The 14,239-nt window shown below is 62.3% G+C and carries 15 protein-coding genes and 2 tRNA genes; 7 read left to right on the plus strand and 10 right to left on the minus strand.

The window, feature by feature from the left end:
- Positions 1 to 22: 22 nt before the first annotated feature.
- Positions 23 to 1,765, minus strand: a complete 1,743-nt coding sequence (locus ASC48_RS16215; RefSeq protein WP_055456765.1) for an ArnT family glycosyltransferase — start codon at positions 1,763 to 1,765, stop codon at positions 23 to 25.
- 148 nt (positions 1,766 to 1,913) lie between these two features.
- On the opposite strand from ASC48_RS16215, the gene ASC48_RS16220 reads away from it, so the two are divergent.
- Both ASC48_RS16220 and ASC48_RS16225 read left to right on the plus strand, forming a co-directional pair.
- A complete protein-coding gene (locus ASC48_RS16220) occupies positions 1,914 to 2,750 on the plus strand; it encodes a phosphodiesterase (protein ID WP_055456766.1) in 837 nt (278 codons plus the stop codon).
- Positions 2,751 to 2,777: 27 nt separating this feature from the next.
- The gene (locus tag ASC48_RS16225) at positions 2,778 to 3,320 is read left to right on the plus strand and encodes a CAP domain-containing protein (RefSeq protein WP_208975775.1); all 543 of its coding nucleotides are present in this window, start codon (positions 2,778 to 2,780) and stop codon (positions 3,318 to 3,320) included.
- Between the two features lie 244 nt (positions 3,321 to 3,564).
- On the opposite strand, the gene ASC48_RS16230 is transcribed toward ASC48_RS16225, so the two are convergent.
- On the minus strand, positions 3,565 to 5,025 hold the full coding sequence (locus ASC48_RS16230) for a YcaO-like family protein (protein ID WP_141658994.1): 1,461 nt from the start codon (positions 5,023 to 5,025) through the stop codon (positions 3,565 to 3,567).
- A 245-nt stretch (positions 5,026 to 5,270) separates the two neighbouring features.
- Here ASC48_RS16230 and ASC48_RS16240 point away from each other — a divergent pair, with 245 nt between their 5' ends.
- Positions 5,271 to 5,543, plus strand: a complete 273-nt coding sequence (locus ASC48_RS16240; protein ID WP_055456769.1) for a hypothetical protein — start codon at positions 5,271 to 5,273, stop codon at positions 5,541 to 5,543.
- 81 nt (positions 5,544 to 5,624) lie between these two features.
- A complete protein-coding gene (locus ASC48_RS16245) occupies positions 5,625 to 5,933 on the plus strand; it encodes a hypothetical protein (RefSeq protein WP_055456770.1) in 309 nt (102 codons plus the stop codon).
- 38 nt (positions 5,934 to 5,971) lie between these two features.
- Here ASC48_RS16245 and ASC48_RS16250 read toward each other — a convergent pair whose 3' ends face one another.
- The gene (locus tag ASC48_RS16250) at positions 5,972 to 8,110 is read right to left on the minus strand and encodes an AfsR/SARP family transcriptional regulator (RefSeq protein ID WP_208975776.1); all 2,139 of its coding nucleotides are present in this window, start codon (positions 8,108 to 8,110) and stop codon (positions 5,972 to 5,974) included.
- 331 nt (positions 8,111 to 8,441) lie between these two features.
- Here ASC48_RS16250 and ASC48_RS16255 point away from each other — a divergent pair, with 331 nt between their 5' ends.
- Entirely contained in the window at positions 8,442 to 8,708 is a 267-nt protein-coding gene (locus tag ASC48_RS16255) for a hypothetical protein (RefSeq protein WP_072242675.1), read from the plus strand.
- Between the two features lie 248 nt (positions 8,709 to 8,956).
- Here the strand turns inward: ASC48_RS16255 and ASC48_RS16260 are convergent.
- Together ASC48_RS16260 and ASC48_RS16265 are read right to left on the minus strand one after the other, a co-directional pair.
- Positions 8,957 to 9,033 (minus strand) — tRNA-Arg (locus tag ASC48_RS16260).
- Between the two features lie 139 nt (positions 9,034 to 9,172).
- Positions 9,173 to 9,478 carry an ETC complex I subunit gene (locus ASC48_RS16265; protein ID WP_055456772.1) on the minus strand — a complete coding sequence of 102 codons (306 nt, stop codon included), beginning with the start codon at positions 9,476 to 9,478 and terminating at the stop codon, positions 9,173 to 9,175.
- Positions 9,479 to 9,873: 395 nt separating this feature from the next.
- Here ASC48_RS16265 and ASC48_RS16270 point away from each other — a divergent pair, with 395 nt between their 5' ends.
- Positions 9,874 to 10,101, plus strand: coding sequence for a hypothetical protein (locus ASC48_RS16270; protein ID WP_055456773.1), 228 nt, complete (start codon positions 9,874 to 9,876; stop codon positions 10,099 to 10,101).
- A 149-nt stretch (positions 10,102 to 10,250) separates the two neighbouring features.
- On the plus strand, positions 10,251 to 10,760 hold the full coding sequence (locus ASC48_RS16275; RefSeq protein WP_055456774.1) for a hypothetical protein: 510 nt from the start codon (positions 10,251 to 10,253) through the stop codon (positions 10,758 to 10,760).
- On the opposite strand, the gene ASC48_RS16280 is transcribed toward ASC48_RS16275, so the two are convergent.
- The 5 genes from ASC48_RS16280 to ASC48_RS16300 form a co-directional block, all read right to left on the minus strand.
- Positions 10,720 to 11,421 (minus strand): hypothetical protein, encoded by a 702-nt coding sequence (locus ASC48_RS16280; protein WP_208975777.1) that lies wholly within the window; start codon positions 11,419 to 11,421, stop codon positions 10,720 to 10,722. The genes ASC48_RS16275 and ASC48_RS16280 overlap by 41 nt on opposite strands.
- Positions 11,422 to 11,623: 202 nt before the next feature.
- A tRNA-Pro gene (locus ASC48_RS16285) sits at positions 11,624 to 11,700 on the minus strand.
- Positions 11,701 to 11,825: 125 nt separating this feature from the next.
- The gene (locus ASC48_RS16290; protein ID WP_244270084.1) at positions 11,826 to 12,365 is read right to left on the minus strand and encodes a DUF192 domain-containing protein; all 540 of its coding nucleotides are present in this window, start codon (positions 12,363 to 12,365) and stop codon (positions 11,826 to 11,828) included.
- Between the two features lie 255 nt (positions 12,366 to 12,620).
- The gene (locus ASC48_RS16295; protein WP_208975780.1) at positions 12,621 to 13,163 is read right to left on the minus strand and encodes a cold-shock protein; all 543 of its coding nucleotides are present in this window, start codon (positions 13,161 to 13,163) and stop codon (positions 12,621 to 12,623) included.
- 218 nt (positions 13,164 to 13,381) lie between these two features.
- Positions 13,382 to 14,146 (minus strand): SIR2 family NAD-dependent protein deacylase, encoded by a 765-nt coding sequence (locus ASC48_RS16300; RefSeq protein ID WP_055456778.1) that lies wholly within the window; start codon positions 14,144 to 14,146, stop codon positions 13,382 to 13,384.
- Between the last annotated feature and the right edge of the window lie 93 nt (positions 14,147 to 14,239).

The following is a 14,239-nucleotide window of genomic DNA, read 5'->3' on the forward strand; positions in this document are numbered from 1 at the left end:
AGGGGCCTTACCTCTTGCTCGCTCATCTTGCAGACGCTCCGGGCACATAAATCCCCAGATCGAGCTGCCGTCCCCCGTTGATATTCAGGCCCTGTACCCTGCCTGCCAGCACGGGCACAAGCCCATCCTTGCTGGCGGCGTCCAGAAACGCCTGTTCATGCCGGCTTTCCACCACGGCGGCACGGCAAGGGGCCGGGTCCTGCGCCAGGAAGGCTGCGGACCGTTCAGCGCCGCCCAGCAAGGTGTCCGTGCCTTGCAGGAACACAAAACTTGGCTCGCTAAAGCCGGTCGAGGCCACTTTTACAGGGGCGCAGCCTGCGCCTTCGGAAATCGCGGCCACAAGGCGCGGACTGACCCAGATCGCCGACAGTCCAGGCCCCGCAAAGCCCCAGAAGCCGGTGGTCATGGCAACCGCAGCCGCGCAGGAGCGCCAGAGCGCACCCGTCATGTCGCCGCGCAGCAGGCGCATGGAGGCCCAGACGCTGATCACGGCCGCAATGACACAGAAGACCACGCCCGGAGGAGACGGCCAGTCGCCAAGGAACAGCGGCCCGGCAACGGAAGCTGCGGCAATCACCACCGGCAGCAGTGCCAGCAGCACCGCCGCAATCCAGCGCAGCACCCGCCCGGAAGCCGGCCGCTCGTCCACGATCACCAGGGCAACGGGCAGCGCAAGGGCGGGCAGCAGCGGCATGGTGTAATGCGGCAGCTTGGTCGCCACCAGTTCAAAAACCACCCAGGCCGGGAAGAACCAGGCGGCACAGAACTGCACCAGCGGCAGGGAGCGCAGCGCCCAGATACGCGGGGCTGCCAGCGCCAGAAAAGCCGGCAGCGGCCAGAACACGGCAAGCATTGCAGCCATATGGGCGAGCGGCGGCGCGCCGTGGCTTTCCTGCCCCTCGGCCACCTTGCCCATCAGATCGCGGCCGATGGCTTCTTCAAAGAATGTGCCCTTGGAGGCAATCCAGATCGCCACAAACCACGGCAGCACCAGCAGGAGCGCCAGAACGGCACCCGGCAGCGGCGCGGCGGCGCGGAACCAGCCGATCCGGCGGCGCATCAGGGCGAGCGCGGCAACTGTCAGGCCAACGATCATCGGTGCCACCGGCCCCTTGACCAGAATGCCAAGCGCCAGCGCCACCCAGAAGACCAGTGCCAGCCCCCAATGGCGGCGTGTGGCGTCATCCGCCAGATAGATCCGCGCCAGCGCCCCTTGTGCCAGAACGATGGAGGCGAAAAGCGTGGCGTCCGTCTTGCCGAGGCGGCTTTCCACACCAAGGATCAGCGCCAGGGCCACCAGCATGGCAGCCACCAGCGCGGCTGGCGGCCCGGTGAAGGCGCGTGCCGTCCAATAGACCGCCAGCACCACCGTCAATGCCGCCAGCAGGGACGGCAGCCGGTAGACCCACAAGGGTGCGGAAGCGTCATGTCCCGTGATCTTCACGGCAGCGGCCTGCAGCCAGTAGATGCCGATCGGCTTCTTGTAGCGCGGCTCCTCCTGCAGGCGGATGTCCATGTAGTCGCCGGTTTCCAGCATCTGCTTGGTGGCCTGGGTGAAGCGCGGCTCATCCCGGTCAAGCGGAGGAACGGCCGACTGGCCCGGAACAAACATGAACAGCCCCAAAATAAGCAGCAATGCGGGGGCAAACAGGTCATGGCCAAGCAGCTTCAGCCAGGCCGTATGCGGCCGTGGATCGCGCGCCTGTGCCATGCCGGCTGCACCGCCGTCGATGCTCTCGCCTGTCTGCTGCTCGGTCTCATGCATGTGACTGTTCCGGAACCGTTTGCACCTGCCATGTGATGCTGCACCGCTTCCTACAGGAGAGCAATCCAAAGGGGAACCTGAGACTTGCGCGAAACGCGGTTTCCACTATCGTCCTCCCGCCCTTTCCATGGAGCTGAACCCAAGGCCGATGACCCTGATTGTCCAGATAACCGACCTTCACCTGCGCCCGCGCGGCCTTGCCTGTTACAGGGTGAGTGACACAAACATGCTGGCGGCCCGTGCGTTCCGCGCCATCGCCGCCCTGCCGCAGAAGCCCGATGCCGTTGTCATCACCGGTGACCTGACGGACGGCGCCGATGGGCGGGAATATGCCCTGCTGCGCCAGCTCTGCCGCCAGCTGCCCTGCCCGGTCTATGTGATGCCCGGCAACCACGACCTGACAGGCACCATGCGCAGCGAACTGCCGGATTTTCCGGGTGTCGGGGATGCGCCCGCCGGGGACAAGCTGCATTATGCGGTCACCATCGGCGGACTGCGCCTCGTGGTGCTGGACAGCAGCGTTGCGGGCAAGCCCTATGGCCGGCTGGGCGGGGAGCAGATCGCGTGGCTTGACCAGACGCTTGAAGCCGATCACACGCCCACCCTCGTTGCCCTTCATCACCCGCCCAAGGTGACCGGCATCGCCCATATGGACGTGATCGGCCTGGCGGACACCGAGGCGCTCGCCGCAATCCTCTCACGCCACCGCCACGTGGAGCGGCTGATCTGCGGTCATGTGCACCGGACAATCATCGCCCGCTTTGCCGGAACCGTCATGACCCTGTGCCCCAGCACAGCCCATGCCTGTGTTATGGACTTTTCGCCGGACGCTCCTGCCGAATTTGTGATGGAACCGCCTGCGTTTTTTGTGCACCGGCTCGACCCGGAGGCTGGTTTGTCCAGCCATCTTCACTATGTAGAGGCATATCCGGGTCCCTATCCCTTCTTCGCGGACAAGGGCGTGAGTTGGCCCGGCGAAAAATAATCATTTTTTTCAAAATCCTGAGGGATGATGCTGAGACAAAACCTTACCCGGCGCGACGCCCTGCGCCTTACTTTGCTTGGTGCAGCCGTTCTTCCCCTTGCGGCCTGCGGTGGAGGATCAGGCAGTCAGTTCGACCGCAATGTGCCGATTGAGCCGGTTTCGGTAAACCGGGATGAGATGCTGCAGAGGCTGAACAGCTTCCGTGCGGAAAACGGCTTGCCGCCGCTGCGCGCTGACGGGCGCCTGAATGAAATCTCGGCATGGATGGCCAATCACATTGCCCGGTGGGACAGCATGGATACGCGTGAACACCGGGCCATCTCCCTCGCCCGCCGCCTGGATGGGCATGGCTACGAACATTACGCCGCTGCGGAAAACCTCGGTGCCGGCTATGACAGCCTCGATGCCGCGATGGCCGGGTGGAAGGGCTCTGCCGGCCACCGCCGCAACCTGCTCAATCCCTATGTGACCCGGGCCGGCATTTCGCGGGTGCGCCGCCCAACCGGCAAGTGGCACCATTTCTGGGTGCTGACGCTCGCCCGGCCCAAGGAAGATGGCCGCCCGGGCTGACAGCGCCCAAAAGCTGAATAAAAAAGAGGCGGGCCAAAAGCCCGCCTTTAAAGTCTGGTTTCCAGAGACCCCAAGAGGGGAACCGGCACGAAGCCGGTGAGAGCGCCGCTCCAAAAGTGGAGTATCAGTCTCATGTTTTTTCTAGCCCCTCAGACCGGACCTGTCAAGCGCTCTGCCATCCGGATTTCCACGCATCTGACTGCGGCAAACAGGCCGGACTTCACATGCAACGGCAGCCGCCGGTTCAGAACGGATAGAGCCGTCCGGCAAACGCGCCTTCGTCTGCAGGACCGGGCCTCAATCCCCACCGGACCGGGGCTGTGAAAAGCCGCGGATTGCCGAAGCGGGGAAGCCAGGAGCACAGATCCGGGCTGATGGCCTTCACGCAGGCAAGCCCGGTCTCCGCTCTTGAGCAATCCGCAAGCCAGATCCGGACCTTCTGCGCCCTCAACGAGGCTTCGAACTCCTGCCAGGAAAACTCGCGCTCCAGCGCCCTTGCGGCAGAGACCGCAGGCGCCTTCATCCTCAGATCCTGCCGCACGTCCCTGGCTGCATAGGACTGCAACGCAGAGACAGTTCCCCCCTTTTTGCCGGACGCAGACCTCCGGCCTGCAAGCTCCAGCGCAAATTCACCTTGTACGAGTTCTCCGATTGCAGACTGAAGCACAGCCCCTGCCTCCAGCCCGCCAGCCACCCCGATCACGCCGGATTTCCCGTCTTCACCGTGGGAAACGGCGGCTATCACATGCAGCGAAAAGTCAACTGGCAAGTAAAGAAAATGAGTGACGCGCGCGCGCGCAGAGAGCCAATCAGCACATATTTTAGGCAGAAACTCCCTCGCCTGAGCCCAGGGTAAGGGGGTTATCCCCAGCCGGTTGTGCCACCAGATGCCGGCGGCGTCCCGTTCGGCAAGTTCCAGCACCGCCCGCCGGGCCGCTGTCTCCCGATCCGTCCAGACGGCTGCCCCCAGCGTCGATCCAAGCGCTGGCGCAAGTGGGAGCTGCGGTATCCCTGCATTCCGCCCTTCGCCAAGGAGAACGGCAAAGGCGGGAATCAGCGCTGTCTCATGCGAGAAGGCAGAGGTGACACGCATCCGCCGCCGGGACAGCCGGTTCCAGCCGATCCTCTCGCCTTCCCACACCGCGGCAAGCGCGGGAACGCGGTTGGCCAGCTCCTTCTCCTGAGCGGCGCTGAACTGCAGGAAGGCCCCGGCCAGCAGATCCCCGTCATCTTCACCTTGCCGCTCCAGCACGAGCGGATCCTCTGGCCCTTGCGCAATCAGACTGAGCCTTTCCGCCAGTTCGCCGAGGCAGCCGAGCACGGCCCGGTGCCGATCCAGCCCCTGCCCGCCACAGGCCAGCTGCGTCACAAAAGGCTGGAGCGCCTCCCGACGCCAGCCCTCAGGCAGCGGACCTGGCATGGCCGTACAGACATGGACCGGACAGTCCGCCAGCGGTGCAAAGGCGATCCGGGGGGCAAAACGGTCCAGAAACCCGGCAAACAGGCGCAGGGTCTCAGGCGGGACGCCCTCAGCGGCCCGCAAACTGCCGCCGCGCTGCTCCAGAAGGCCGCAGGACAGGAGGAAGGCCAGAGCCTGCGCCGTCCAGTCCGTCCCGCCATTTCCCTGCACCGCAGATCTGAACGCACCATGAGGGTCCGCTTCTGCCGTTTCGGCAGCCCGCAGAAATGCCCCTTTTTGTGCCACTGCCTTGTCCACAAGCCTTCACCGCTCAAGAGTTGCATTGCTGGGGAGCACCGGCCCGCCTCTTGCCGAAGAGCTCCGTCCGGCGCAGCCTGATTGAGCAACGGCACCCCGGCCAGATCATCTGACGGGAACACGTGAAACCAGCATCAGGCAAGGCCCTTTGACCCTGGAACATAACAGTTTCCAGGAACAGCTTCGCTTTACCCGGTGCCAGCAATTCAAACACCAGACTGAAGAGGTTCGTCATGAAGCAGGAAGCCATTCTCGACAGCAAGCTCTCCCTTGGCGCGCTCATCGGCAGGACCGTGAATGACGCGGCCACTGCCAGCGAAGCTGCGGCCGCTGCCGCAAAGCACCTCTCCGGCGTCACCGTCCATGCGGACAGCGCTGACACCGTGCATCTGGTGGTTCCGGCCGCGGTTGATACGGCCCGCCTCGCAGCGGCCGACGAGAGCTATTTCGAAGAGCTCGGCCGCAAGGCTCTGGGTGCGTGCTTTTACGACATCCTGCCCGAATAAAACCGGGATACAGGTCAGCCCGCGCATTCGCGGGCTGACCTGTCCATCCCGCATCCAGCTGCTCTTGCAAGGACAGGTGCCATGGCGCGTTTTCCCCTGCCCGCCTCCAAGATCCCGGTGCTTGGCCGCATTCTGGCAGAAGCAGCATCAGATCCGGACAAGCGTGATGCACTCTGCCGGAACCCGGCTGCGGTCCTTGCCGCTGCCGGTTTGCCCGCCAACCTGACAGCGCTGTTTGACTTCAAGATTCTCGTGGAGACGGCAGAGACCCGCCAGGTGGTGCTTCCATTCCGCTACAACGCCGAAAAGCTGGCACGCGGGGATGCCGCCTATCTGCAGGAAATCGAAAGCGGCCTTGGCCAGAGCACCGCAGCAGGTCCGCTGCATTGATGCCGCTTGCCAGCACACCGCTCGCTCCGCGTCATTCCTCAGGCGTGCCGTGCCAGCCCGACAGTTTCACGCAGACTGTTCATGGCCAGATCAAACGAGGCCCGCGCCTCCGGATCCTGAAACAGGTTCACGCTGTCCAGCCATTGCCGCAGCTGCAATGAGCTCTGCCAGCGGGTACTCGCCCCGAGCTGCCGCTCCATGCATTGCAGCAGCAGCGCGCGTGCTGCTTCCGCATCCTGCATATGTCCGGCCCGGTACAGCGCGGCAAAACGGGTGGCCAGACCATGCAAATTGTCGAAGGGGCCGCGCCTTGCGTAGTCAGCCGACCGCTCGTAGTCGCCGAGCGCAAAGAACACATTCGCCAGATATCCATAGACGATGCGCGGCGTGACAATCAGCCCGTCAAATCCCCTCTCGGCCGCCTTCAGTGCCTGTTCTCTTTCGCCGATATAGGCCAGGGCCTCGGCCGCGGATATCATGTTCATCGGATCAAGCGGGTTCAGCTTCATTGCCTGGACAAAGGAGCGGCGGGCGTCATCTGGCCGGCGCGAGTGGATCAAGGCCCAGCCGTTCACACGGTGGTTGACCACCTGCCACGGATCCAGAGCCACGGCCTTTTCCGTCAGAGACAGCACATGTTCGGCATCAGCCAGCGGCGTCTCGGCTGTCGGATAAAACAAGGCCTGTTTCAGCAGGATGGAGGCCTGCCCGGCATAGGTGAGACTGAAGGACGGATCACTCGCCTGCAGATCCTGCATGATGGCCAGAGCCTTGCGGTCGGCAGCGGCATTGAATTCCCAGATGAGCGACTCAACCTGGCACCAGCGGCCAAAGGGACTGCGGCCCGGCCGCTGGCGCAGGCGCCCGATGATATGGCTGTGGATGCGGCTGACCGTGCGGTAGACGGCTTCGTGAAGCTCGTGGCTGGACCTGACCAGATCGAGATCTATCAGTTCATGAAAAGCGATCTGCCCGCTGGTCCGGTTCTCCAGCTGGATGCCAAGCCGGTTGAGCGTCCGGTCCCGGTGAAACCGCAGCAGAAAACTGCCCAGATCCCCGCCGTCCACGCGTATCGGGGCTATGCCACCGTCACCCGCCCAATAGGCGGCCTCATAGAGCTCGAACGACCGGTAGGCAGAAAGCCCCGTCACAACCTCTTCCCGGACAGCAAAAGCCGTCTCATCTCCTGCCGTCTCGTCCCAGGCCATGCTCGAAATCGAAATGACCGGCAAACGCAGCTCGCCGGGGACAGCGGCCTCGATGCTGCCAGCGGCAGAAAACCGGCCAGTCTCGCTGCCGGCCGCCGGCGCCATGGCCGGGGGCGGCGCAGACGCGATCCTCTTGCCCGTGGGAAAGGCTATGACGCTTTTCTGGACCGTCTCTGCACCGGCGCCAGAGCCAGAGCTTTGCGCAGGCGCAGCCAGATGCCCCTCAGAGCCGGCAGCATCCGGCACATCCTCCAGCAAGCGGCGCGTTTCTGCCGAGGGCTCGATGTCGAGAAGATTGCGCAGCTCCCGGGCACAGTCCCTGAACTGCTGCTGCGCTTTCTCCTTCTGCCCCTGACGCAGAAAATGCCGGATCAGTTCCTGGTGCCCATATTCATTGGCCGGATCAAGCAACAGGAGAAACCGCGCCAGCCGCTCGCGCTTGACACAGGCAACATGGCCAATCCCCGTCCGGCTTTCTTCCAGCACCTCCATGATTTTCTTGCTCAGGACCGAGCGCACCCGCGCCTGTTCAACGGCAAGCCATTCGCCGAATGCCGGGTCAAGCACATCAAAGCCATGCAGGAAATCGCCGGCCCAGAGCGAGCTGATGCGGTCCAGCTCACCGGGATCGGCCCCGCCCATGCCCCGTGTCAGCACATCAATGTCGGTCTGGATGTTTTCACGCAACAGCGACAAGGTGGAAGGTGTTGCCACCACCAGCCGCATACCCGCCTCCTTCTCGGCCTGGCGGATGTGACTGAGGGCTTGACGCAGGGACATGGCGGAACGGGAGCGGTCACCGTCGCTCCATAGCAAGGCGGACAGCTCGCCGCGCGTCTCGGTTCCTCCGGGGCAGCGCACCAGATAGCCGAGAATAGCCAGGGCCTTTCGCGTCTTCAGGCTCAGCCCCCTTCCGCTGCTGTCCTCAAGCTGCGGCACCCCGAGCGTCCTGAAAAACAACCTCGTCATGCTGTTTATCCCACAATCATTCCGGATCAGAAGCAAGAAATTCCGCCGCAGACGCACCGCCCCTCAGCCGTTCCCTTGCTATTTTTCCTTATGCACCAGGATAGGTTTCTCAAAGCACCCGCACAACCTGCAACTCAAGAGTGCTGACTCTTCAGCATTACCGCAATCATGGTCAGCCTATCACGTTCATTTCACGCTACAACCCGATGATCAACGTACCGGTGCCGTGGCAGGCTGGCTTTCAGTGAGCCGGGAAACCGGCTGCCGCCCAAGAACTGGGTATTTCACGCAAGGCCGGAGAACCGGTCAATATCAGAACGGTAGGTTGCACATGTCGAAAGCTGCAGGACTGACGAAGGCTGAAGCAGCCGCGGAAACAGTGCATGGCCATGAAGCCATGCAGGATATGTCTGCGGAGTCCCTCAAGCGCATGATCTATTTCACCCGCCGTGAAGCTGAAAAGGATGGCCGCACGTTCTGCGCCTATCTGCTGACCATGGCGGCCAACGCACTTGACGATGATGCTGCCGATGTGAACGAGGCACTCAGGGCAAAGCTGTCGCCGGGTGATCTGCTGCGGAGCACGAAAGCGGGCTGAACAAGGTTCGCTGCCGTTCCCTGCCGGCTGACCGTCCGGACATGGAATCGCAGCCATTCTTCGTATCTCAGGCATTCTTCCCGGGGCAGGCCAACGACTGTTGGCCTGCCCCTTTCGTTTTATGACGACAGCAGGCCGCAAGGCGCCAGCCCAAAGCGGCAGCGAACGGCTGCAGCACAAACTCTAAGCCGCACCCCATTCCCGGAACGGCCGCACCTATAGCAAAATCAATCGGTAGGATAATGGTTTGGCGACCCCTGCAGGATTCGAACCTGCGACCATTCGCTTAGAAGGCGAGTGCTCTATCCAGCTGAGCTAAGGGGCCGTTTGCGCGGATCAGGCCGCGCGGGGCACGCCGGAGGAACGGCTTTGCCCGGTGTCGATTTCACAACCCGCCCGGAAGGCGGGACGGGCGGTATCAGTGCCCAGATCTCATTGAGGCAGGCTTGATCTGGTCAGGCGCCTCAATGCGTCCACGGCGCATGCCGGTCGAAGCGGAAATTGTCCGAATAGCTTGCACCGCGAATGATGCGGTCCTTCGGCTTTTCCACCCGGTAGGCAATGCCCTTGCGCTGTGCATAGGCTTCGGCTTCTTCACAGGTTTCGAAGAAGAGACGCACCTGCTGCTTCATGTCAGAAGAGGAGGTGTAGCCCATCAGCGGATCGATGCTGCGCGCAACCTCGGGCTCGTAATCGAGCACCCAACGCTGCGTCTTGGCCTTGCCCGACTGCATGGCCGTCTTCGCCGGCCGGTAGATTCGCGCCACCATTGTCTCTGTCCCGTCTCGCATAGGTGCTGCAAGCTGCTGGTTTGCCGGAGTTTTCCAGGCTGCAGCACGACCGCGGCGCTGCACCAGCCATTCACGGCTGTTTTCTGCGGGAACGGAGCGAATGTCAACATGACTTGCGCATCGCGGGGGCCGCACAACCGGTTTTGACACAGGCACCGGCATGCAGGACCGGCAGCTGAGGTCAAGCGCTGACGCGATTTGGCACAATTTGCAACCTTAGGGATCACTCTTGATTGCTATGACAGCTTTGAATCTGGACCTATTCTAACAGTCGCACTCAAGGATTGCGCTTGATGCCGGCGCAATCGCGGCCCGGTATTCCGTTCCAGGCATACCTTCGACGCGCTGAACCGGACTTGACTGGAAAGACTGTCATGCCCCGCTTTGACGTGAACAGACTGCAGCATGAGCACAAGATGCCGGCCGGTAACAGGGCCGGGCGGCTGCATGCGGAAGCACAGCATCAGGATCTGGCTGTGCTCTGGGACATGATCCTGGCGGTCGATTACCATGCAGCGAGTGTTGATGCCCTGTCACCGGATGCCCGCGAGGACTTCTGCGATGTGATTGAGGTGCTGTTGCGTACTCTGGCGCAGGACTGACCCCGCCGGAAGCCATAGGTACCAGCACGTTTCATCTTCACTTCACGCTTCCGTTTGCAGGATGACTAGGGCATCTTTGTCCGTACATATGCCCTGCGGCAGACGCCCCGAGCCGGGAGGCGCACGCCCCGAGAAAGTTGACAGGTCCGATGCTCGCCAGACCCCGACAGCTCTTTGCCGACCTTGGCAGCAGTGCGATCGAACGCGGTCTTGCAGCCCCCCGGCTGTCTCAATTCTATGAAGACATGATCAGGGCCGGCTCTGTCGCAGGGCCGGAGCTAAAGAAGCATCTGCCCTATCTCAGCCTCTGCGCATTGCCGGATGACAGCGGAACGGCACCGCCGATCGTCTATGCGGGACGGCTTTCCTCGCAGGTCCAGCTTTTCGGCAGCGTGTGGAGCGAGCAGCCCGGCGAGGCGCTGGTGACACCGGATCCCGAACTTGAGCGGGCCGCGGCAGCGGGCTACCTGAGCGCTCTGGAATCCGGCACCTATTATGGTTATGGCCGCACCGGTATCCGGCTGGGTGGACGGATGCATGACGTGGCCTATGAACGGCTGATCATGCCCCTGCGCCCAAGACCCGATTCTCCGGTGCGGATGCTGGCCTATTTCGGCGTCATACAGGCTCTGGTGCCGCAAGGCCCCGCGCCAGCGTGACGAGATCGGCCCGCGTCGCCCAGACGAGCCAGTCATCGGGCCGGATATGGGCAGGGGCTGAGATCCAGTGCGTCCCGGACGGCGCAAAGTGCCTGTAGCCGACCCGCACACCGAATCCCTTCATCGCATTGGCCTGCGCCATCAGGCCATAAAGATAGTCGGGTGACCATTTGAGCAGCGCCAGCAGAAAGCCGGTCTGCGTCAGCAATTCGGCAAGGCCCCTGCCCCGGATGTCCTTTCTCAGCCACAGATTGCCGTGATAGACGATCCGTCCCCGCATCCGGAACGCTTCCGCGGCATGGGCGGTGCCAAGTCTTGCGTCCGCATGCGGATCTTCAAACAGGCGCCGCTGCTGCTGCTGCCAGAAGGCGGCAAGGCTCCTGTCCTTTAGCTCGTCAATCTTGGCCGCCTGAACGGACACAAGCTCGCCCTGCCCGTTATAGGCTCCCACCCAGAAGGCCAGGCTGGCGTGCAGATCGACGAAGCGGATGGAGAAGTCCTCCATCAGATAGCGGTCCTCCGTCCGGGACACAGCCTCTTCAAAGGCCTGAAAGTCCGTGCTTTCCTGCAAGGACAACCCTTGCTCCCGGATACGCCCCGTGAGGGCGGCGAGAGCGTCAGCAACGACAAGCGTCGGATCTTCTTGAAGTATCAAGGTCATGCGTTTCCCCATCATGCAGATGCCGCGAAACCGCAGCACAACCATGAAGCGACGAAGGGCGCAAAAAAGCGAGCTTTGCCTTACGGAAACCGGCCCGTGCGGCACCTGAGCCATTTCAAGACGTGATGCGTAAACATCGAAAGCCTTGGCATCAGGCGGGGAAACCCGGAGGCTTTAAAGAGTGCAGGCTGGGGAAAGAAAGTGGTCGGGGCAGCAAGATTCGAACTTGCGACCCTCTGCTCCCAAAGCAGATGCGCTACCAGGCTGCGCTATACCCCGACGTCCGGTATGTGTGCGGGTGTACCGCCTTCCCCTGCGCAGCGTCAAGCCCGAAGGCCGGGACAATGACTGCCTCTGCGCAGTTGCGCACCGCCGGTTTCAGGCCCGGCACCCTGCAGCAAAGTTCAGGGTTTGATGCTCGGTGCCGAGACCTTCTGGCCCGGCGCAAACTGCAAGCGTGCGGAGGTCCCTGCGATCACTTCCAGAACATAACGGGCGCTGCCGTCAGAGGAGACGATCTTCTCCGACAGAGGTTCCGTGTCCCTGGCGATGGAAACGATACGGCCCGTCTCATCAATGAAGATCATGTCGAGAGAGATATAAGTGTTCTTCATCCAGAAGAACTTCTCGCCGCTGTCCGGAAAGACAAAGAGCATGCCCGCATCCGCGGCCATTTCCTTGCGGTTCATCAGACCCGTGGCGCGGTCTGCCTCTGTGGCGGCAATTTCCACGGTGAAGCTCTGCGGGCCCGCTGCGGTTTCCACCGTCAGCTGTTCGGTGGGCAGTCCGGCCGCCTTGGCAAAGGCCGCGGCTCCCAGAACGATCATGCCGACCAGAATGGCCCTGACGGCGATCCCGAAGGCTCCACGCAGACACGGCGCCGGAACACCTGTGCTCCGGACGCTCAAGGCACGCAAAGGTGCCGTGAAGTGGGCGATACGCATTACTTCCCCCTCCAGACTCATACGCAACTGGTACAATATCCAATCTTTCAAGGCCGGTACGAGGCCACCTCAGGATATCAGTCTTATCGAAAGCATCGCTTCTTCTGGCGTATGTCTTCCAGCCGGGCTCGCCAGAACATGGCCACCCTGCCCTTTCATTTCGCCCCGCACCCTAGATGCAAGGTGTTCCCGCCGGATTAACGGACGGATATTTCCTTTGAATCGCAACAGAGAGACGCTCTGCAAAGGAAATCCTCAATGGGAGGATGGAATATGGGAGCCACTGCCGAGCGGACGGATTTCGGCAGCCATGCGGCCCTTCGGGCCCTGACCGAAGCGGACCTGCACTTCCTGGCCCGGACGCAGTTCCGTGATTCCGAAGCGGCGCAAAGTCTCCATATGGATGAAGATGTCTTCGGATGTTTCGCCCTGCGTCAGAAAGCCGAAACCCTTGACGCGGTTGAACCACTTGACGGTTGCCCGCTCGAAACCGCTTTCCGGCACTACTTGCACATGCGTGCGCGAGGGCGGCAGCTGGGAAGGATGCACGGCGGTGGATTCGTCCATCGACAGAACGCGCAGGGCCTGAAGGCCGCGCGGCTTGTCGAGAACCTCGCAGACGACGCGGGCACCTTCATAGGCGGTCTGGAAACCGTCCCGGCGCAGGCACGTCACATGCAGCAGGATGTCCGGCAGGCCATCATTGTCCGGCACGATAAAGCCATACCCCTTGGCAATATCGAACCACTTGATCGTCCCGGCCAGCTCAATCACGCCGACGCTGGCATCTTCCGCCATCGCCTCGATCAGCCGGGGATCCTGAACCGTCTTAGCCCCCATGTGTCCAAGCCCCATCTCTGTGCCGCTCACGTCAGCTTCGGGTGAACCATCCGACTCACCGCTTACTGATTCCTAAGAAAAGGATAACACTCACAGGGGGCTCGGCCAGAGCCTTTTGTTAACAAACCACAACCTCTCAGTCTTTGCCCACTGCAATTGCATCATGCCTGTCAATTTTAACCGGGTAACAGGGCATCAAAAGTCGCGGCTGCCGGTGTGCGGATGAGAAGAGAGGCAAGATCATCCAGGGACCCGGGCTGCTGATTGACGATCATCATTTCTGCCCCGGCCTCAACTGCAATCTCCGGCAGGCGCGCTGCGGGATGAACCTGCAGCGATGAGCCAGCCACAACAAAGACATCGGCCTCACGGGATGCCGCAACAGCCCGCTGCCAGGGCTCTTCCGGCATGGACTGGCCGAAGCTGATCACGGCCGCCTTGAGCAGGCCGCCGCAAACAGCACAGCGCGGGCTGCGGCCCGCACTCGCAAGCTGTTCCTGCGCCATCAGGTCTGCCCGCTGGCCGCAGGAGAGACAGGCGGCATAGGTGCCATTGCCATGCAGTTCCACGAGCTTGTCCTCTGGCAGCCCTGCGCGCTGATGCAATCCGTCGATATTCTGCGTGATCACCAGCTGCAGCCGCCCGGCCTCTGCCTCCTGCGCCAGGGCAAGATGGGCGGCATTCGGGCGGGCGCGGGTGAAATCGCCGTGAAAGATGAAACGCCGGCGCCAGTCTTCCAGCCGCCGTGCCTTGTCCTTAACAAAATCAGCATATTGAACAGGTGCCATCCTGGACCATATGCCTTCCGGAGACCGGTAGTCAGGAATGCCTGACTCGGTTGAAATACCGGCGCCGGTCAGGACAACAATCCGCCCGCCGCCGGAAAACACCTCCCGGAGCGCAGCCTGCGCAGCGGTCAGGTCATCAATCTGTCTTGGCATTGCGGTGTCTTGTCATTTTGCAGTCTGGCCGTCACGCTGGTTCCGTTCAACGAACAGACCCCGAGAGTGGCGCAAGGCTGCAGCCCATGGCAA

It is taken from the genome of Pannonibacter indicus (genome assembly GCF_001418225.1).
Taxonomy (GTDB): Bacteria; Pseudomonadota; Alphaproteobacteria; order Rhizobiales; family Stappiaceae; genus Pannonibacter; species Pannonibacter indicus.